The organism is Amycolatopsis heterodermiae (assembly GCF_034929455.1).
GTDB lineage: Bacteria > Actinomycetota > Actinomycetes > Mycobacteriales > Pseudonocardiaceae > Amycolatopsis > Amycolatopsis heterodermiae.
Genome location: NZ_JAYFSI010000012.1, coordinates 332,863 through 352,831, shown reverse-complemented (window position 1 = coordinate 352,831; position 19,969 = coordinate 332,863). Strand labels below are relative to the sequence as shown.

The window sequence follows — 19,969 nt, the reverse complement described above, 5'->3', positions numbered from 1 at the left end:
CGCCGCCCGGTTTCCCTGGCGACTTGGAGAACTTTACATGGCCAAAAACCGCCCGAAACAGGGGGGTCCCTTAACAAGATCAGCGCAGGTCACGCCCCATGACGGAGCCCGTCCGAGCCCCAGTGTGCCCCCAACCGCCCCGGAGCGCCAGGGGAATAGCCGTGGAAGAGCACGCAGAGAACATTGCTCCGAGTACATTGCACCGTATTGCTCCGCATCAAAGCTCCACCTAACGTCGAGGACATGACCCTCACCTACGACGACGCGGGCCCGAGAACCGCGACCACCGTCCTGCTCGTCCACGGCCATCCCTTCGACCGCTCGATGTGGCGGCCCCAGGTCGAGCACCTGACCGAGCACGGCTACCGCGTCGTCGTCCCGGACCTCCGCGGCTACGGCACCCACAAGACGGAAGACACCAAGACCGGCCTCGACGTCTTCGCGAACGACCTCATCGGCCTGGCCGACCGCCTCGGTATGGAGACGTTCGTGCTCGGTGGTCTTTCCATGGGTGGCCAGATCGTCATGCAGGCGATCGCCGACCACCCGGACCGCGTCAGCGTGCTCCTGCTGGCCGACACCTTCGCCGGCCTCGACACCCCCGACGTCAAACAGGGCCGCATCGACACCGCGGCGAGGATCACCAGGGAAGGCATGGAGCGCTACGCCGACGAACTCCTCCCCAAGATGATCTCGCCGAAGACCCGCGAGACCAGGCCGGACGTCGAGGCCCACGTCAGAACCATGATGCGCAACGCTCCGGCCGAGGGCGCCGCGGCCGCGCTGAGAGGACGTGCCGAGCGCCCCGACTACACCCCCGGGCTCCGGAACATCGCCGTCCCCACCCTCGTAGTAGTGGGCAGCGAGGACGAGTTCACCCCCGTGAGCGACGCCGAGCGGATCCACCGGGAAGTGGCGGGTTCGACCCTGGTGGTGATCGACGGCGCGGGCCACCTGCCTAACCTGGAGCGCGAGACCGAGTTCAACGAAGCGCTCAGCACCTTCCTGACCACAAGCGGAGCCAAGCCATGACCCAGCAGACCGTGTTCGTGACCGGCGCCAGCGCCGGCTTCGGTGACGCCATCACCCGCCGGTTCGTCGCCGAGGGCGCCCGGGTGATCGCCGTCGCCCGTAGTGAGGACAAGCTCGAGAAGCTCGCCGCGGAACTCGGCGACGCCGTCCTCCCCGTGACCCTCGACGTCAGCGACCCCGAAGCGGTCAAGGCGAAGATCGGCTCTCTCCCGGAAGGCTGGAACGAGGTCGACGTCCTGGTCAACAACGCCGGCCTGGCGAAGGGCCTGGAGCCCGCGCACAAGGCGGACCTCCAGGACTGGGACGAGATGATCGCGACCAACGTCCGCGGCCTCACCCACGTCACGCGCGCGCTGCTGCCCGGCATGGTCGAGCGCGGCCGCGGCCACGTCATCAACCTCGGCTCGATCGCCGGCACCTACCCCTACCCCGGTGGCAACGTCTACGGCGCGACCAAGGCGTTCGTGCACCAGTTCAGCCTGAACCTGCGCAGCGACCTGCACGGCACCGGCGTCCGCGTGACGAACGTCGAGCCCGGCATGGTCGGCGGCACGGACTTCTCGAAGGTCCGCTTCGACGGCGACCAGGAGAAGGCCGACAAGGTCTACCAGGGCACCACCCCGCTGACGGCCGACGACATCGCCGAGTCCGTCTACTGGGCCGCGAGCCAGCCGAAGCACGTGAACATCAACGTCATCGAGCTGATGCCGGTGGTCCAGAGCTTCTCCGCGCTGCAGATCTACCGGGAATCCTGAAACAGATTGAACAGCGCCTGCTGCGCCGGGTCCCGCTCGGTCGGCAGGCGCGCGGTTCGCGGCCGCCCGCCGGTGGACGGGTAGCGCAGCACCAGCTCGCCGATGCCCGCCAGCTGGTCCAGCAGCTCGCGCACGGACAGGTTCATCCCGGCGCGGTCGGCCTCGCGCCGCATCAGGTGGGTCGCCGTCGCGGCGAGCACGGAGACGAGCCCGTGCGCGGCGATCCGCTGCCGGGTCCACTCCCAGCGCGGGGTCGGGCCGGTGACGGCGGGCCCGGTCAGCCAGCGGAACGTCGATTCGAGGTGGGTGCGGGCCCGGTAGGCGGTGACGACCTCGGCGACCGGCCAGTCCTGGTCGGTGACCAGCAGCTGCTTGCCGAAGAACTCGTCGTCGAGCCGGGCGACGGCGGCCGTGTCGATCCGCCGCTCGAGGCGGATCTCCCCGGCCCGGCTCCCGGTCAGCACCGCCGTGAGCACGCGCTCGATACGCCGGCCGCGGGTGACCCGGCCAATCTCGGCGTGCACCTGGGCGCGGTCGCCGCGGTGGGTCCCCGCGGCCAGGGCCCCGGCCAGGCCGTCCAGCTCGCGGGTCGCGGTGGCCAGCTCGTCGGCGAACGCGCGGGACTGCGCCGCGTGCAGCGTCGCCGAATGCGTCAGGATCACCCGCCGCCGGACGCCGTCGACGACCGCGTGCGTGTCCAGCGCGGTGAGGCCGGCGAACCGTTCCGGGTCGACGCGCTTGCGGGCGGACGCGGGCTGGGTCAGCAGCTCGGGGTGGTCGGTCAGCGGCAGCGAGCCGACGAACCCGCTGCGTGACCCGAGGTCGAGCTGCGCGGCCTGCCCGGTGTGGAAGATGAGCGTCGCCGGGCCCAGTTCCGCGGTCAGCGCGGCGAACGTCGGGGCGGTGCCGTCGTCGCGCCGGTACAGCCGCGAGCCGAGCGGGATCGCGCCGTCGCGGGTCACCCGCAGGCCCACGCCGGCGAGCACCCCCTGGCAGGCCGAGGGCAGCGTGCAGTCCGCGGCGGCGAACGCGGCGAACTGCGGGACGTCGACGGCGAGGGCCGCGTGGTCGTCGAGCACCTCCAAGACCGCCGCCGCGACGGTCTCCTCGATGCGCGCGATGCGTTCGGGGGTCAGCCTTTCCAGCGCCCGCCACACCGTGTCCACTGTGGACACGCGCGGGTGCACCAGGTCCGCCGCGGCCCCGGTCGCCCACCACTGCGTGATCGGCGTCTCCGGCGCGGTCGCCCGGTGCAGCACGGCGATCGCCAGCGTCTGCCCGAGCGTGGTCTTGGCGCGCTGGGGCCCGGCGACGTCGTCGACGCGCCGGACGAAGTCGAGCCGGCGCAGGGTCGCCCATACCGCGGCCACGTCGCCGTACGCGCGGTAGCGTGCCGACGCGGGTTCACCGCCCGGGACGGCGCGGGCGATCTCGTCGGCGGTACCGAGGTAACGCTGGGTCACCACACGCGGTTTGCCGTCCACCCGGGCGGACTCCGCGAGGTAGTAGTACGTCCGTCCGCCGATCTTCTTCCCGATCACCGAGGCCACCCTTTAGGTAATACACGCCGGACGGCTGATCGACAACCGGCGCACCACGCTGACCTGCGACGACGATCACGATCCACGATCGGGTGAGCCGGGTGCGGAACACGCACTGGCTGGTCGCACGAGGACGGTCCTAGCGTGGGTGGAATGGGACCCGATCCTGACGCCACCACCCCGACCGCCTCCGCGATGCGCCGTGCGCTCGCCCGGGCGCGTGACGGGAAGACACTCGACGTAGCCGAGGCGAGCGTGCTGCTGCACGCCCGCGGCGAAGACCTGGGGAAGCTGTCCGAATACGCCTCCCGCATCCGTGACGCCGGCCTGGCCGAGGCCGGGCGCGCGGGGATCATCACCTACAGCCGCAAGGTCTTCATCCCGCTGACCCGGCTCTGCCGCGACCGCTGCGGCTACTGCACGTTCGTCACCGTCCCCGGCCGGCTCGAATCGCCGTTCCTCTCACCCGACGAGGTCCTCGACATCGCCCGCAAGGGGGCCGAGATGGGCTGCAAGGAAGCCCTCTTCACCCTCGGCGACCGGCCCGAGGACCGCTGGAAGGCCGCCCGCGACTGGCTGGACGCGCACGGCTACGACGACACGCTCTCCTACGTCCGCGCGATGGCGATCCGGGTGCTGGAGGAGACCGGCCTGCTGCCGCACCTCAACCCCGGCGTGCTGTCCTGGCAGGACTTCCAGCGGCTCAAGCCGGTCGCGCCGTCGATGGGCATGATGCTGGAGACCACGGCGACCCGGCTGTGGAGCGAGAAGGGCGGCCCGCACTACGGGTCACCCGACAAGGATCCCGCCGTCCGGCTGCGCGTGCTCGAAGACGCCGGCCGCAGCAGCGTCCCGTTCACCACCGGGGTGCTGATCGGCATCGGCGAGACGCACGACGAGCGCGCGGACGCCCTGTTCGAGATCCGCAAGGTCGCCAAGACCTACGGCGGTATCCAGGAAGTCATCGTGCAGAACTTCCGGGCCAAGCCGGACACGAAGATGCGCGCGACGCCGGACGCCGACCTCGAGGAGCTCGCCGCGAACATCGCCGTGGCGCGGCTCGTGCTCGGCCCGAAGATGCGCATCCAGGCGCCGCCGAACCTGATCGGCAACCAGTACGACCTGATGATCCGCGCCGGGATCGACGACTGGGGCGGCGTCTCGCCGCTGACCCCGGACCACGTCAACCCGGAACGCGCGTGGCCGCAGATCGACGAGCTCGCCCGCCGCACCGAGAAGGCCGGCTTCGAGCTCAAGGAACGGCTGACGATCTACCCCGAGTACGTCAACGCCGGCGAGCCGTGGCTGGACCCGCGGATCACCCGGCACGTCGCCGCGCTCGTCGACCCGGCCACCGGGATGGCGCGCGAGGGCGCGATGCCGGTCGGCATCCCGTGGCAGGAGCCGGACGGCGGCTGGCAGCAGTCCGGCCGCACCGACCTGCACACCGAGATCGACACCACCGGCCGCACGGAAGACCGCCGGAGCGACTTCGACTCGGTGTACGGGGACTGGAAGGAGATCGGCGACCGGATCAAGACCGGGCCGCAGAAGTTCGACTCCACCGTGCTGGAAGCCTTGCGCAGCGCGGAAAAGGACCCCGCCGGGCTGTCCGACGACGCCGCGCTCGCGCTGCTGTCGGCCGACGGCAAGGAACTCGACGCCTTCACCAAGCTGGCCGACGACCTGCGCCGGGAGACGGTCGGCGACGACGTCACCTTCGTCGTCACGCGGAACATCAACTTCACCAACGTCTGCTACACGGGGTGCCGCTTCTGCGCCTTCGCGCAGCGACGCACGGACGCCGACGCGTACACGCTCTCGCTGGAGCAGGTCGGCGACCGCGTCGACGAGGCGTGGGCCGCCGGCGCGACCGAGATCTGCATGCAGGGCGGCATCCACCCGGACCTGCCGGGCACCGCGTACTTCGACCTCGCGGCCGAGGTCAAGCGGCGGCAGCCGGACATCCACCTGCACAGCTACAGCCCGATGGAGGTCGTGAACGGCGCTTCGCGGACCAACCTCTCGCTGCGCGACTGGCTGATCGCGGCGAAGGAGTCCGGCGTGGACTCGCTGCCGGGCACGGCCGCGGAGATCCTCGACGACGACGTCCGCTGGGTGCTCACCAAGGGCAAGCTGCCGACGTCCGAGTGGATCAAGGTGGTCACCACCGCGCACGAGGTCGGCCTGCCGACGACGTCCACGATGATGTACGGCCACGTCGACACGCCCGCGCACTGGGTCGCGCACCTCAAGCTGCTCGCGAAGCTGCAGCGCGACGGCCTGGAGAAGCACGGCAAGCGCGGGTTCAGCGAGTTCGTGCTGCTGCCGTTCATCCACCAGAGCTCGCCGATCTACCTCGCCGGGCTCGCCCGCCCGGGCGCGACGCAGAACGAGAACCGGGCGGTGCACGCGCTGGCCCGGCTGCTGCTGCACGGGATGATCGACAACATCCAGAGCTCCTGGGTGAAGCTCGGCACCGAGGGCAGCCGCGCGGTGCTGCAGGGCGGCGTCAACGACATCGGCGGCACGCTGATGGAGGAGACGATCAGCCGGATGGCCGGTGCGTCGAACGGGTCGTACAAGACGATCAGCGACATGCGCGAGATGGTCGAGCCGCTGGGACGGCCGCTGGTGCAGCGGACGACGGGGTACGGGCGGCCGTCGGCCGAGCGGATCGCCGCGGCCGAGGCGTCCGACGGGGTCGCGACCGCGGTCCGGAAGCCGCTGCTGCCGCTGCTCACGCCGTAAGAAACGGTAGCGGGCGCCCGGCTCCGGGGCGCCCGCTACTCTTCCGGCTCATGGGGGTTTTCCGCTTCGCACCACTTTTCTTCGTAGGACTTCTCGCGGGGTGTGGCCAGGCGCCGCCTCCGCCGCCCGTCCCGTTGCCGACGACGACACCGAGCCCGACGTACGCGCCGCCGCCGTCGAGCGGACTGTCGCTTTCGGTCGGCCAGGTCGAGGCCGGGCTGGGGCACCGCGCGAGCGTGCTCACGCTGACCAACCTGGACAGCAAGCCGCGCAAGGTCACCGGCTACCCGGACCTGACGGTCCTGGCGGGCGACGGTTCGCCGTTGCAGGTCCAGGTATTGCACGAGACGTCCTACTTCGCGCCGGACCCGGGGCCGCAGGACCTGACCGTCCCACCCGGCGGGAAGGTGCTGTCCGTGCTGGCCTGGTCGGCCACCGTCACGAGCGGCGACAAGCACACGGGCGCGGCGATCTCGGTCGTCCCGATCGCCGGCGAACCCGCGCAGAAGCAGCCGCTGGAGACCGACCTCGGCACCACGGACACCGTCAAGCTCAGCGCGTGGGCTGCCAGAATCGGTAACTGACCACCTTGTGTCACCGCTCACAAACCCACGGTTTCCGGGCGGAACCCTGTGCTACTTGTTTTCCTCACGACCCGGGCAAGCACCGCAGCTTCACCCGTCGAGAGGAAGTCGATGAGCACCTCCGTGGCCGCGCTGGACATGATCGACTCGGACCGCTATCCGCTCACTGATCCGGACAGCGCCGCCTGGCGGGAGGTCGTGGCCCGCACCCGCGCCGACCTCGCCGACGTCGGCTGCAGCGTCCTCGCCGACTTCATCCGGCCCGAGCTGCACGAGGCCCTGCGGGCCGAGTGCGCCGCGCTCGAACCGCACGCGTACACGAAGATCGAAAAGGTCAACGCCTACAACACCGCGATCGACGCGGACCTGCCCGCGGACCACCCGGCCCGGACGATCATGGAGCGGGGCAACGCCTTCGTCGCCCGCGACCACATCCCGGCCGGCGCGATCATCGGCCGGCTCTACGGCAGCCCGCTGTTCCAGCGGTTCATCGCCGACTGCTTCGGACTGCCGAAGCTGCACGAACTCGCGGACCCGCTGTCTGGGCTGACGCTGAACGTCATCGCGCCGGGCCGCGCGCACCCGTGGCACTTCGACACGAACTCCTACACCGTCAGCATGCTGACGCAGGCCGCCCGTGACGGCGGCACGTTCGAATACTGCCCGGACATCCGCTCCGCCGAGGCGGAGAACTTCGACGGCGTCCGGGCGGTTCTTTCCGGCGAAAGCACCCATCCGGTCCAGCGCCTGAGCCTCCGTCCGGGCGATCTGCAGCTGTTCAAAGGCCGCTTCGCCTTGCATCGGGTCACTAGGGTGGAAGGGAACATCGCCCGTCACTCGGCGATCTTCGCCTACAGCGAGCGCCCCGGCGTCATCGGCAGCCCGGAGCGGACCAGGCAGCTCTTCGGCCGGGTCCTGCCCGAACACCTGGCTGGTCACGCTGTGCGGGGCGACGCCCTGCTCGACTAGATCTAGGAGCCTGGCCCGTGCCTTTCGACTCGACCGGCAAGATCTCGTTCGATCACATCTACACCGCGCCCGACCCCCGTCCGTTCTTCGGAACGTTGCAGCGCGTGGACTACCAGATTCCGCAGCTGGCGAAACCGTACTTCACGAAACTGATCGAGGAATACCAGGCGGAACGCGGAATCGCGCGGCCGACGGTGCTGGACGTCGGTTGTTCCTACGGCGTCAACAGCGCGTTGCTGCGGTGCGAAGCGACCCTGGATGACCTCTACGAGCAGTACACCGCGCCCGGTGTCGAGGACCTCGACCGCGCCGCGCTGCTCGAACGCGACCGGCGGCTCGTGCGCAGCCGCGCGACCGCCGACGGCGCCCGCTTCTTCGGTCTCGACGCCGCGGGCGCGGCCCTGGACTACGCGCGGTCCGCCGGGTTCCTCGACGAGACGATCTACGCCGACTTCGAGCGCTACGAGCCCGATGAGACGCAGCAACCGCTGCTCGATCAGGTGGATCTCGTCATCTCGACCGGCTGTGTCGGCTACGTCACCGAGAAGACGATCGCCCGGATCGCGCGCGGCTCCCGGCCGTGGATGGCGCACTTCGTGCTGCGGATGTTCTCCTACGAGCCGGTCGCGGAAAGCCTTGCTGAGCTGGGCTACGAGACCGCGGCCATCGACGGTGCGTACCGCCAGCGGCGGTTCGCGAGCGCCGAAGAGCAGGCGCAGATCATCGAGTCGCTGGGCGCGGCCGGCGTCGACCCCGAAGGGTTCGAGTCCGACGGCTGGCTGTACGCGCAGCTGTATGTTTCCCGACCGAAGAAGGGTGCGGCCGCCGGACTGGCTTCCGCGCTCAGCACGGTTTCCACTGACTGACGAGGATGACAGAGTGAGCAGTCCGGAATGGTCCCCCCGCACGTTCGGCAACGAGGACCGGCTTCCCCGCGTCCCCGTGCCGTCCCTCGCCGACAGCGGCCGCCGCTTCCTGGAGTGGTGCGGCCCGCTGCTGACGCCGGACGAGCTGGCGGAGACCGAAGCGGCGGTCGAGGACTTCCTGGCGCCCGGCAGCCCGGCCCACGGGTTGCAGGCCGCGCTGGCGGAGTACGACTCCTCGCCCGGGGTCCACAGCTGGCTGGACACCTTCTGGCCGTACCGCTACCTCGGCCGCCGCGACCGGATCGCGCTCAACGCCAACTTCTTCTTCCTGTTCGCCGCATCGCCGCTGGGCCAGGTGGAACGCGCGGCCGAGCTGACCGCGTCCGCCGTGGACTACAAGCTGCGGCTCGACGAGGAGCTCGTGCCGCCAGTGCTCGTGCGCGGCACGCCGCAGTCGATGGTGCAGCACCAGTACCTGTTCTCGGCGACGCGGATCCCGGGTGAGCTGCTCGACACCGCGCGCACGCGGTTCCCGTCGCCCGAGCGGCACATCGTGGTCTTCCACCGGAACACGCCGTTCCGGATGGACGTCATCGCCGAGGACGGCCGGCCGCACTCCGCCGAGCAGATCGCCGACGGGCTGCGGGCGATCCTCAAGGACGACCACGAGACGGACGTGCCCGCCGGGCACTTCACCACGAAGGCCCGCGCGGAGTGGGCGTCGAGCCGTCAGGCGCTGATCGACGCGGGCAACGCCGAAGCGCTCGAAACGATCGAGACGGCGCTGTTCTGCGTGTGCCTGGACGACTTCACGCCGTCGACCACGCTCGAGGCCGCGGACCAGCTGCTGTACGGCGCCAACCGCTGGTACGACAAGGCCGTGTCGCTGGTCGTGTTCGAGGACGGCACCGCCGGGATCAACGTCGAGCACTGCGAACTCGACGGCACCACGATCCTCGGCTTCACGGACGCGCTGCTGAGCGGGGAACGGCTGCCGCGGGACGCCGCCGACGGCGTCCCGGGCTTCACGCCGGTCGGGTTCACGCTGACCGACGCGCTCCGCGAGGACGCCCGGGCGGCCGGCGAGGCTTTCGCGGCGTACGCGGACGCGACGGCGACGCAGACCGTGTCGTTCGACTTCGGCGCCAACCGCGTGAAGGAGCTGGGGATGTCCCCCGACGCCTTCGCGCAGATGGCGTACCAGCTCGCGCACAAGCGCGCGAAGGGCCTGACCGGCGCGACGTACGAGTCGATCGCCACCCGGCAGTTCCGGAACGGCCGGACCGAGGCGATGCGGGTCGTCACCCCGGAGGTCTTCCGGTTCGTCGCGGCGATGGAAGACGGTTCCACGGAGGAGAAGCGGGAGGCTTTCCGTACTGCGGCGGCGAAGCACGTCTCGCGGGCGAAGGAGTGCCAGGCCGGGGACGCGCCGGAGCAGCACCTGTGGGAGCTGCAGCTGATCGCCAAACGCCGGGGTGACGCGGACGCGCTGCCGCTGTACAGCTCGCCGGGCTGGCTGAAGATGCGCGACGACTACCTGAGCACCAGCTCGGCGCCGTCGGTGAACATCCAGTACTTCGGGTTCGGCTCGACGAGCCCGCAGTGCATCGGCATCGCGTACGTGCTGCTGCCGGACCGCTGGAACATCTACCTCAGCACGCCGAAGCACGTGTCGTCGGAGATGTACCGCTTCGCCGACGAACTCGGGAAGGCCGTCAGCGAGCTGCAGGAGCTGCTGGCCGGCGGCTGAGCAAGCGCTGCAACCAGGTCAGCCGGGCGGCCCGCGCCGCCCGGCTGAGCTGCGCTTTCGGCGCCAGCGCGTCGAAGCCGTGGAACCCGCCGGGCCAGACGTGCAGCTCGGCCTCGCCGCCCGCCTGCCAGAGGCGGCTCGCGTAGGCGACCACCTCGTCGCGGAACGTCTCGGCGGTGCCGACGTCCAGGAACGCCGGCGGCAGCCCGGAAAGGTCCTCGGCGCGCGCCGGGGCCGCGTAGGCCGGAACGTCGTCGAGGTCGCCGAGGTAGGCCGTCCAGCCGACGTTGTTGGCCGTGCGGTCCCACAGGCCACGGCCGTCGAGGTCGACGGCGGACGGCGTGGTGTTGCGGTCGTCGAGCATCGGGCAGATCAGCAGCTGCCCGGCCAGTTCCGGGCCGCCGCGGTCGCGGGCGAGCAACGCCATGGCCGCCGCGAGCCCGCCTCCCGCGCTGATGCCGCCGACGACGACCGGGCCTTCGCAGTGCGACGCCGTCCACAGCAGACCGGCGTAGCAGTCCTCGACCGGCGCCGGGTACGGGTGCTCGGGCGCGAGCCGGTAGCCCGGCGACACGACGGTCAGGTTCAGTTCGCCCGCCCAGTCCAGCAGGTTCGGCACGTCCGCGCCGAGGTGGCTGCCGACGATCGTGCCGCCGCCGTGCACGTAGTAGAGGACACCCGCGCTCCCGGGCGGACGCGCGACCAGCAGCGGTACCGCGCCGGCGTGTTCTTCCGAAAACGCGAACCGCGGGTACGCGGTGGCCAGCTCCTCGACGGTCCGGTGGTCGGCCGCGTTCAGCTCGCGGCGGCCGGGAATGTCGGCCAGGGTCGCCAGCGGCGGCCGGAGGGCCCGCAGCTCCTCCACGATCGGCGCCAGCTCCGGGTCGAACGGCGGTGGCGTCACGTCAGGCTCCTTCGGGCACCGAGACGACGAGGACGAGCGAGCCGTCGAAGGTCGGCTGCTCGCGAAGGCGGCCGTAACGGCGTTCCCACGTGCCGTCGTCGAGGTCGTGGCGCAGCTCGGCGGCGAACCGGTGGTGCACGCGGTCGTCGACGAAGCTCCACGCCGAGCACGACAGCCGCGCGCCCGGGTCGAGCAGCCGCTCCGGTCGGGCGTAGTAGGCCTCGTTGAAGCCGTCGGTGCAGTCGATCGGCACCGGGACGCCGACGATCGACGTGTGCCCGCCGAGCCCGTCGGCGATGTCGTCGACCGGCGGGTAGCGCCGCGCCTCGGTCTCGATCACCTCGGGCGCGTAGTCGAGCAGCCAGAACCGCCGCAGCAGCGCCGGGTCGCAGGTCAGGATCGCGACCGGCCCGCGGGTCACCCGGCGGACCTCCTTGAGCCCGGCCCACAGGTCGTTCCACTGGTGGACGCTGAACGTGCTCATCGCGCCCTCGAACGACCGGTCCGGGAACGGCAGCTTCTCGGCGACGGCGTCGACCGCGGGCGGCAGGCCCTCGGGCCGCTGCGCGCGCATCGACGCGGACGGCTCGACCGCCGTCACCTCGCGGTCGTGGGGCTCGTAGGCGCCGGCGCCCGCGCCGACGTTGAGGACGGTCCGCGCTTCGCCCAGCGCGTCGAGGATGTACCGGCCGATCCGCGGGTCCGGCACGCGGTAGTCCGTGTACACCCCGCCGATCGCGCCGTAGTCGGCGTCACCGGCGCTTCCGTCGGCGCGTCGCTCGCTCATGGCTTCAAAACTAGCAGCGGCCCACCGGGGATCAACGCGGGTGGCGCTGCTCCGCCCGACGGAAACCGACGTCCGGCATCCGGCGCAGCGGTCAGTTTCTGTCGCAAATTTGCGTAAGTTCGTTCATCTATTGCGTTATCTTGTCCCCGATTCGTATGATCCAGGTCACAAGGTCCCCACCTTCACCCGACGAGGAGTTGCTGCTCCATGTCTCCCCATCCTGTCTTCAGCGCGCCCTCAAACGCCCCAGTACCGCGCCGACGGGCGAGATTCGGCGCGCTGGCCGCCGCGGTCGCCGCCGCCACCGGCCTGACCGTCGTCACCCTCGCCGCGTCCCCCGCGACCGGTTCGGCACTGGCCGCCGGGCGCGGCGCGACCGTGCCGTTCCTCGAACAGGAGGCCGAGACCGCCGCGACCAACGGCACGGTCATCGGCCCCGACCGCAACGCCGGCACGCTGGCCGGCGAGGCGTCCGGCCGCAAAGCCGTGACGCTGGGCGGTCAAGGCAAGTACGTCGAATTCACGCTCACCGCGCCGGCCAACTCGATCGACTTCCGGTTCAGCCTCCCGGACTCCGGGAACGGCACCGGCACGAGCGGCTCGCTTTCGTTGTACGTCAACGGTTCCCACAACCGCGACGTCGCGCTGACGTCGAAGTACGCCTGGTACTACGGCTCGTACCCGTTCACCAACAACCCGGGTGACGGCCACGCGCACCACTTCTACGACGAGACGCGCGCGCTGCTCGGCACGAACTACCCGGCCGGCACCAAGATCAAGCTGCAGGTCGACGCGGGCGACGTCACGACCTCGACGATCGACCTGGCCGACTTCGAACAGGTCGGCGCGGCCGCCACCAAGCCGGCGAACGCGCTGTCCGTCACCGACTACGGCGCCACCGCGGGTGACACGAGCGACGACGCTTCGGCGTTCGACGCCGCTGTGGCCGCCGCGAAGAGCCAGGGCAAGGAGGTCTGGATCCCGTCCGGGACCTTCACCCTCGGCCACCACATCACCGTCGACCAGGTGACGATCCGCGGCGCCGGCCCGTGGTACTCCGTGCTGACCGGACCGCGCGCCGGGATCTTCGGCAAGGGTGAGCCCGCGAGCTGCGGCACGTCGACCTACCCCGGCAACGGCGCGGTCCCGGGCACGAGCAGCGCGGTCAAGCTGTACGACTTCGCGATCATCGGCCAGGTCGACGCCCGCGTCGACTGCGACCAGTCCAACGCCATCGGCGGCGCGCTGGGCGGCGGCTCGGTCGTGCAGAACCTGTGGCTGCAGCACACGAAGGTCGGGCTGTGGCTCGACGGGCCGTTCGACGGGCTCACCGTGTCCGGCAACCGGATCCTCGACCAGACGGCCGACGGGCTGAACCTGCACCAGGGCATCAGCAACGTCACCGTGACGAACAACTTCCTGCGCAACACCGGTGACGACGGCCTGGCCATGTGGTCCGAGCACGACGCCGACCACAACAACACGTTCTCCTTCAACACCGTGCTGCTGCCGATCCTCGCCAACAACATCGCGATCTACGGCGGGCGCGACAACACCGTGTCGGACAACGTCGTGGCCGACAACCAGGACCAGGGCGGCGGCATCCACATCGCCAACCGGTTCAGCGCGGTGCCGCTCGCGGGCACCACGACCGTCGCGCGCAACACCGCCATCCGCACCGGCGTGCTCGACTCGAACTGGCAGTTCGGCGTCGGCGCCCTGTGGTTCGACGGCCGCGACGGCGCCATCACCGGCCGCGTCGACGTCACCGACCTCGACCTGCTGGACAACAACTACGAGGGCATCCAGTTCATCGACAGCCAGACCACCGACGTGCACTTCACGAACGTGCGCATCACCGGCGCGGGGACGTTCGCCTGGCAGCTGCAGGCGAAGCCGACCGGCACGGTGAAGAACGTCGTCGCGACCGGCATCGGGCGCGCGGGCGTCTACAACTGCATGGGCCCGGACGCGCTGACCGGCCTGGCCGACCAGGGTGGCAACTCGGGCTGGTCGACGACGTTCTGCGGCTCGTGGCCGACGCCGGTCTACGGCTCGGACAACGGCGGCACGACCACGCCGACGACCCCGACCACGCCCACCACGCCGCCGACCACCACGACGACGGCCCCGCCGACCGGGAACCTGGCGCTGCACAAGAGCGTCACGGCGTCCGGTTCGCAGGGTGGCTTCCCGCCGGGCAACGCGGTCGACGGTGACGCGAACTCGTACTGGGAGAGCGCGAACAACGCGTTCCCGCAGTCGCTGACCGTCGACTTCGGCAGCACGGTTTCGGTGTCGCGGCTGGTGCTGAAGCTGCCGCCGTCCTCGGCGTGGGGCACGCGCACGCAGACGATCGCGGTCGACGGCGTCAAGGCCGCCGCCGGCTACATGTTCAACCCGGCGTCCGGCAACACCGCGACCATCACTTTCCCGGCGACGTCCGCGCGCACCCTGCGGCTGACCTTCACCGGCAACACCGGCTGGCCCGCGGGACAGCTGTCCGAACTCGAAGCCTATTCGTCCTGACCAGCAGAAAGGTGACGACGATGTCCCCAGCACCACGGCGCCGCGCGGCGCTGCTGGCCGCGGCCCTCGCCGCTTCCGGCCTGACCGTCCTGTTCAGCGGAACTCCCGCATCCGCGGCGACCTGCCCGACGACCGCGTCCGGCGGCGCGAGCGTGCCGTTCCGGACGGTCGAGGCCGAGTGCGCGGCGACCAACGGCTCGGCCGTCGGCCCCGACTACACCCAGGCCAGCATCGCCTCGGAGGCGTCCGGGCGGCAGGCCGTCCGGATCGGGTCCGGCCAGTACGTCGAGTTCACGCTGCCCGCGGCGGCGAATTCGATCAACGTCCACTACAACATCCCCGACGGCTCGTCCGGGCGGCTTTCGGTGTACGTCGGCGGGACCAAGCTCGGCAGCGGGCTGTCCGTGACGTCCCGGTACTCCTATGTGGACACCGGGTTCATCACGGGCTCGAAGACGCACCACTTCTTCGACGACGCCCGCCTGCTCTTCGGCCAGAACGCGGCGCAGGGCACGAAGGTCCGCGTGCAGATCGACTCCGGTGACGTTGGCCAGGCGACCATCGACCTGGCCGACTTCGAGCAGGTCGGCGGCGCGGGCTCCAAGCCGGCCAACGCCCTGTCGGTGACCGACTACGGCGCCACCGCGAACGACTCCTCCGACGACTCGCAGGCGTTCCGCAACGGCCTGTCGGCGGCGCGGTCGCAGGGCAAGGAGCTGTTCGTGCCCGCCGGCCGGTTCGAGATCGGGTCGGCCCTGCAGATCGACCAGACCACCGTCCGGGGCGCCGGTCCGTGGTACACCGTGTTGCACGGCAACAACATCTTCAACAACGGTGGCGCGTCCGGGAACATCAAGCTGTACGACTTCGCGGTGTTCGGCGACGTGACCGAACGCAACGACGGCAGCCCGGACAACGCGTTCCACGGCGTGCTCGGCAACGGCTCGGTCGTGAGCGGCCTGTGGATCCAGAACACCAAGTGCGGGCTGTGGCTGATGAACGGCGCGTCGTCGAACCTCACCATCGAGAACAACCGCATCCAGGACACGCAGGCCGACGGCGTGAACTTCGACGGTGCCGTCACGAACTCGGCGCTGCGCAACAACTACCTGCGCAACAACGGCGACGACGGCCTCGCGCTCTGGTCCAACGGCCAGGCCGACTCCGGCAACACGATCGCCAACAACACCGTGGTGCAGCCGAACCTGGCCAACGGCATCGCGCTGTACGGCGGGTCGAACAACACCGTCAGCGGCAACCTGGTGCAGGACACCAACGCGCTCGGCGGCGGTTACCTGGTCGCGAACCGGTTCAACTCGGTGCCGCTGGGCGGCACGGTGACGCTGTCGAACAACACGGCGCTGCGGGCCGGCGCGCTCGACCCGAACTGGCAGTTCGGCGTGGGCGCGCTGTGGTTCGACGCGCGTGACCAGGCGATCACCGGCGTGACGATCCGCGTCACCGGGTTCACCGCCATCCAGAGCCCGTACGAGGCGATCCAGTTCATCGACGGCAACGGGCAGGGCAAGCAGATCCAGGGCATCACCATCGACGGCGTCTCGGTGCAGGGCGTCGGCACGTTCGTGGCGCAGTCGCAGACGCAGGGGTCGGTCTCGATCAGCAACCTGAGCGCGTCCGGCGTCGGCGTCACCGGCACGTACAACTGCCCCTACCCGACGTCGATCCCGCGCATGACCTTCGGCGGCTCGGGCAACAGCGGCTGGACCGGCACGTGGAGCGACTGCTCGAGCTGGCCCGCGCCGAACTCGGGCCCGCAGCAGCCGCCGCAGTCCGGCAGCAACATCGCGCGGGGCAAGGCGATCAGCGCGTCGGCGTCCCAGGGCGGGTTCCCGCCGGGCAATGCCAACGACGGGAACGCGGACACGTACTGGGAGAGCGCGAACAACGCGTTCCCGCAGACGCTGACCGTGGATCTGGGTGCGGCGGCGTCGATCAACAAGGTGACGCTCAAGCTGCCGCCGTCCTCGGCGTGGGGTGCGCGGACCGAGACGGTGACGATCTCGGGCAGCCAGGACGGCGGCTCCTACACGACGCTGGTCGGCTCACGCGGCTACGCGTTCGACCCGGCGTCGGGCAACACGGCGTCGGCGTCGTTCTCGGCGACGTCCCAGCGGTTCGTGCGGCTGACGTTCACCGGCAACACCGGCTGGCCCGCGGGCCAGGTGTCCGAGTTCGAGGTGGCGGCCTCGTAACCCGTGTGACGAAACCGCACGGGTTCCCGACGGTTTCGCACGCGGGCGCCGCGCCCCCCGTCGTTCGGTAGGCTCCGGCCGAAGGACGTCGGGGGGTGCGGTGGCGCGGTTGTTGCTGGTGGAGGACGACGAGGCGCTCGCGGAAGCGCTCTCGCTGGCCCTGACGGCGTTGGGGCATCACGTCGTGCACGCCCCGACCGGGGAGCGCGCGCTGGACGCGTTGTTCGAAGACCGGCTCGACCCGGACTTCGTGCTGCTCGACGTGATGCTCCCGGGCCTCGACGGCTTCGAGGTGTGCCGCCGGATCCGGGCCCGCAGCCGGCTGCCGCTGGTGCTGCTGACCGCCCGCGGCGACCCGATCGACATCGTGGCCGGCCTCGAGTGCGGCGCCGACGACTACGTGGTCAAGCCGGTCGAGCCGCGGGTGATCGACGCGCGGATCAAGGCGATCGGCCGCCGCGCCGTGGTCGCGCCGGGGTCCGGTACGACTGTGCTGCGCGCCGGGAACCTCGAGATCGACCTGGGCGCGATGGTGGCGTCCCGTGACGGCGCGGAGCTGCCGCTCACCGCCACCGAGATCCGGCTGCTGGCCGAGTTCGCGCAGCACCCCGGCCAGGTGCTCAGCCGCCAGGTCCTGCTCAAGCGGGTCTGGGACTACGGCTACGTCGGCGACTCGCGGATCGTCGACGCCGCGGTCGCGCGGCTGCGCGCGAAGGTCGAGGACGACCCCGCCCATCCGGTGCTGCTGCGGACCGTCCGCGGCATCGGCTACCGCCTGGTCACGCAGTGACCCGCCCGCGCTTCGGCCTGCGGACCCGGGTGACGGCGGCGGTCGTCCTGGTGACCACCACGGCGACCGCGGTCATGGCGTTCGCGGCCTACCGGCTGCAGGCCGACGAGGCCGTCGGGCGGTTCGCCGGGTCGGCCACGGCCACCACGCTGGCCGGACGGCAGGTCGTGGAGGAGTTTTCGAAGGTGGGAAGCGAAGGGTGGCTCGACGAGCTGCCGACCCGCCTCGGCACCGAACCCGACTGGGCGATGGTGCGCAAGGATCCCGGCAAGCCGCTCGAGATCGTGCGCGCCACTCCCGAGGGCGGCGTCTCCGACGTGCCGCCCATCCCGGTGCCGGACAAGCTCGCCATGCTGCAGGCCGTGGAGAACCAGCTCCTCGAGCCCGAGCTGGGGCCGCACCGGGCGTCGTCCGTCTACGCGGAAGCGCCGCTGACCGGCCGGAAGGTGTTCGTGGTCAACGAAAACCTCGCCTACCCCGGTTACCACCTCGTCCAGTTCCACGACTTCAGCCGGTACGACGGCGATCTGAGCGCGCTGCGCTGGAACCTCGTCCGCATCGCGCTCGCCGTGAGCGTGCTCGGGGTCGGCGCCGCGTTGCTGATCGCCCGCCGGATCCGGCGCCCGATCCTGCGGGTGTCGTCCGCGGCGAAGGACCTCGGCGCGGGCGCGCTCGACGTCCGCGTCCCGGTCAAGGGGCGCGACGAGGTCGCCGACCTCGCGAAGTCGTTCAACGCCATGGCTTACCGGCTCGGCGAGTCCATCGAGGAGCTGCGCGCGAAGGATCGCCAGCAGCAACGGTTCGTCGCCGACGTCGCCCACGACCTCCGCACCCCGCTCGCGTCCATGGTGGCCGTCGTCGACACCCTCGACGACGCCGCGCCGGCCACCCGGACCCGCGCCGGCGAGATCCTCGGCACCCAGGCGCGCCGGCTGGCCCGGCTCGTCGAAGACCTCCTGGAGATCGCCCGGTTCGACGCGGGCGAGGCCGACCTCCGCACGGAGGCCGTCGACCTGCGCGACCTCGTCGAGGACGCCGCCGAGGTGTCCGGCGTCGAAGTCGAGGTGACCGGCGACGCCACCGTCGTCGCCGATCCCCGCCGGGTGCACACGATCGTCGCCAACCTGCTGGCCAACGCCGTGCGGCACGGCGCCACCCCGGTCACGGTTTCGTTGACGGGCAACGAATCCGAAGCCGTCTTGCGCGTGCACGACTCCGGCCCCGGCGTCCCCGGCGACCTGCTGCCGATCCTGTTCGACCGGTTCACCCGCGGGGACCGGGCCCGCCGGGCGACCGGCGGCAGCGGGCTCGGCCTGGCCATCGCGTCCGAGAACGCGCGGGCCCACGGCGGCACGCTCACCGCGCACAACGAGGGCGGCGCCGTCTTCACCCTCACCCTGCCCCGCCACCCTGCTCAGGCCGAGAACAACGACACGACACCCGGCCCGCTCAGCTCGCGCGGGGCGTGACCGTCGAAGTACGGCAACGGCACGTGCGCCAGCACCAGCAGCGTCGCGCCGAAGACGACGAGCCGGCGTCCGTCCAGTTCGCGCTCGCCCAGCCACAGCCACAGCACGACGGCGAAGTTCGTGACCAGCAGGAACCCCCACCGGGCGCTGTCCCAGCCCGCGAACGCCAGCAGCGCGGGCGCGCCGATCGCGGTGATCTGCAGCAGTCCCGCCGGCCCGCGCAGGGCGCGGAAACCGGCCAGCACCACGACGGCGATCGGCACGACGGTCAGCAGCACGGCACCGATCGAGTACAGCGCCCAGCTCTGCCCCTGGGTCCGCTCGAACAACGCGAGCGCGTCCGCCCGGACCGGGAAGCCCATGGTCCGCAACGTCGTGAGCAGGCGATCGGCCGAACCCGGCGCGGACGCCGGGACGGCGAGCACGGCCAGCTCCAAGAGCACCGGCGGCGCCGCCAGGCGCACCACCCGCCGGAGGGGGAAGCGGGCCGAGAGGGCCAGGACGTAGATCGGCAACACGGTCAGGAGCGTGATCTCGTGGACGAGCACCCCGGCCGTCAGGAGGGCGGACGCCGCGGCGGGGCGCCGGGGCAGCAGCCCCAGCGCGCCGAACAGCAGCAGGTACAGGAGTTGTTCGTAGTAACCGACTTCGTGGAAGAGGAAACCGCCGGTGGGCAGCAGCAGCCACGCGATGATCACCAGCCGGCGGCTGCCGGTGCCGGCTCGCACGAACGCGACCGCCAGCACGGCGAGCAGCATCGCGAGCACGGCGAAGCTCGCCACGGCGAAGACGCGGACGTCGTACCCGGTCGCCAGCGCGATCGGGCGCAGCAGCGTGCCCACCAGGAACCGGCGGTGGAAGCCGTCGGTGACCGACACCGTGTCGAGCGTCGCCACCCACGGCCCGGGCAGCCGGAAGCCGGTGTAGGCGGCGGCGAGCAGAGCGACGGCGAACACCGCCGCCGTCGTCCGGCCCGGCCGGGTGACCGGCTCGGCCGCGGACACACGTTCACTGATGATCATCAAGCCC

General features: G+C 71.0%; 15 protein-coding genes. 11 read left to right on the top strand and 4 right to left on the bottom strand.

All coding sequences use genetic code 11. The features are described 5' to 3' along the window. Window positions 1-243 precede the first annotated feature (243 nt). Window positions 244-1,032: an alpha/beta fold hydrolase gene (locus tag VA596_RS39275; RefSeq protein WP_323334283.1), complete on the top strand. Its 789-nt coding sequence runs from the start codon at window positions 244-246 to the stop codon at window positions 1,030-1,032. Further along, window positions 1,029-1,787: an SDR family oxidoreductase gene (locus VA596_RS39270; RefSeq protein ID WP_323334281.1), complete on the top strand. Its 759-nt coding sequence runs from the start codon at window positions 1,029-1,031 to the stop codon at window positions 1,785-1,787. The genes VA596_RS39275 and VA596_RS39270 overlap by 4 nt, the downstream gene beginning before the upstream one ends. Here VA596_RS39270 and VA596_RS39265 read toward each other — a convergent pair. Further along, window positions 1,772-3,328 carry an IS1634 family transposase gene (locus tag VA596_RS39265; RefSeq protein WP_323334279.1) on the bottom strand — a complete coding sequence of 519 codons (1,557 nt, stop codon included), beginning with the start codon at window positions 3,326-3,328 and terminating at the stop codon, window positions 1,772-1,774. The genes VA596_RS39270 and VA596_RS39265 overlap by 16 nt on opposite strands. 153 nt (window positions 3,329-3,481) lie before the next feature. Between VA596_RS39265 and VA596_RS39260 the strand changes: the two genes are divergently transcribed. The 5 genes from VA596_RS39260 to VA596_RS39240 all read left to right on the top strand — a co-directional run bounded on the left by VA596_RS39260 (window position 3,482) and on the right by VA596_RS39240 (window position 10,248). Continuing rightward, window positions 3,482-6,079 (top strand): bifunctional FO biosynthesis protein CofGH, encoded by a 2,598-nt coding sequence (locus VA596_RS39260; RefSeq protein ID WP_323334277.1) that lies wholly within the window; start codon window positions 3,482-3,484, stop codon window positions 6,077-6,079. 134 nt (window positions 6,080-6,213) lie between these two features. Then, the gene (locus VA596_RS39255; RefSeq protein ID WP_323334275.1) at window positions 6,214-6,663 is read left to right on the top strand and encodes a DUF4232 domain-containing protein; all 450 of its coding nucleotides are present in this window, start codon (window positions 6,214-6,216) and stop codon (window positions 6,661-6,663) included. Window positions 6,664-6,774: 111 nt separating this feature from the next. Then, complete coding sequence (locus VA596_RS39250) at window positions 6,775-7,632, top strand: HalD/BesD family halogenase (RefSeq protein ID WP_323334273.1); 858 nt, start codon at window positions 6,775-6,777, stop codon at window positions 7,630-7,632. Between the two features lie 17 nt (window positions 7,633-7,649). Further along, on the top strand, window positions 7,650-8,498 hold the full coding sequence (locus VA596_RS39245) for a class I SAM-dependent methyltransferase (RefSeq protein WP_323334271.1): 849 nt from the start codon (window positions 7,650-7,652) through the stop codon (window positions 8,496-8,498). A 13-nt stretch (window positions 8,499-8,511) separates the two neighbouring features. Next, complete coding sequence (locus VA596_RS39240; protein WP_323334269.1) at window positions 8,512-10,248, top strand: choline/carnitine O-acyltransferase; 1,737 nt, start codon at window positions 8,512-8,514, stop codon at window positions 10,246-10,248. Here the strand turns inward: VA596_RS39240 and VA596_RS39235 are convergent. Next, complete coding sequence (locus tag VA596_RS39235; protein WP_323334267.1) at window positions 10,214-11,152, bottom strand: alpha/beta hydrolase; 939 nt, start codon at window positions 11,150-11,152, stop codon at window positions 10,214-10,216. The genes VA596_RS39240 and VA596_RS39235 overlap by 35 nt on opposite strands. A 1-nt stretch (window position 11,153) precedes the next feature. Continuing rightward, window positions 11,154-11,939: a class I SAM-dependent methyltransferase gene (locus VA596_RS39230; RefSeq protein ID WP_323334265.1), complete on the bottom strand. Its 786-nt coding sequence runs from the start codon at window positions 11,937-11,939 to the stop codon at window positions 11,154-11,156. Window positions 11,940-12,146: 207 nt separating this feature from the next. On the opposite strand from VA596_RS39230, the gene VA596_RS39225 reads away from it, so the two are divergent. The 4 genes from VA596_RS39225 to VA596_RS39210 all read left to right on the top strand — a co-directional run bounded on the left by VA596_RS39225 (window position 12,147) and on the right by VA596_RS39210 (window position 18,940). Then, a complete protein-coding gene (locus VA596_RS39225) occupies window positions 12,147-14,468 on the top strand; it encodes a discoidin domain-containing protein (RefSeq protein WP_323334263.1) in 2,322 nt (773 codons plus the stop codon). A gap of 20 nt (window positions 14,469-14,488) precedes the next feature. Then, entirely contained in the window at window positions 14,489-16,681 is a 2,193-nt protein-coding gene (locus VA596_RS39220; protein WP_323334261.1) for a discoidin domain-containing protein, read from the top strand. Window positions 16,682-16,781: 100 nt separating this feature from the next. Further along, entirely contained in the window at window positions 16,782-17,471 is a 690-nt protein-coding gene (locus VA596_RS39215) for a response regulator transcription factor (RefSeq protein ID WP_323334260.1), read from the top strand. Then, window positions 17,468-18,940, top strand: coding sequence for a sensor histidine kinase (locus tag VA596_RS39210; RefSeq protein WP_323334258.1), 1,473 nt, complete (start codon window positions 17,468-17,470; stop codon window positions 18,938-18,940). The genes VA596_RS39215 and VA596_RS39210 overlap by 4 nt, the downstream gene beginning before the upstream one ends. Here the strand turns inward: VA596_RS39210 and VA596_RS39205 are convergent. Next, window positions 18,886-19,962, bottom strand: coding sequence for a hypothetical protein (locus tag VA596_RS39205; RefSeq protein ID WP_323334256.1), 1,077 nt, complete (start codon window positions 19,960-19,962; stop codon window positions 18,886-18,888). The two genes, VA596_RS39210 and VA596_RS39205, sit on opposite strands and share 55 nt — an antisense overlap. Window positions 19,963-19,969 lie beyond the last annotated feature (7 nt).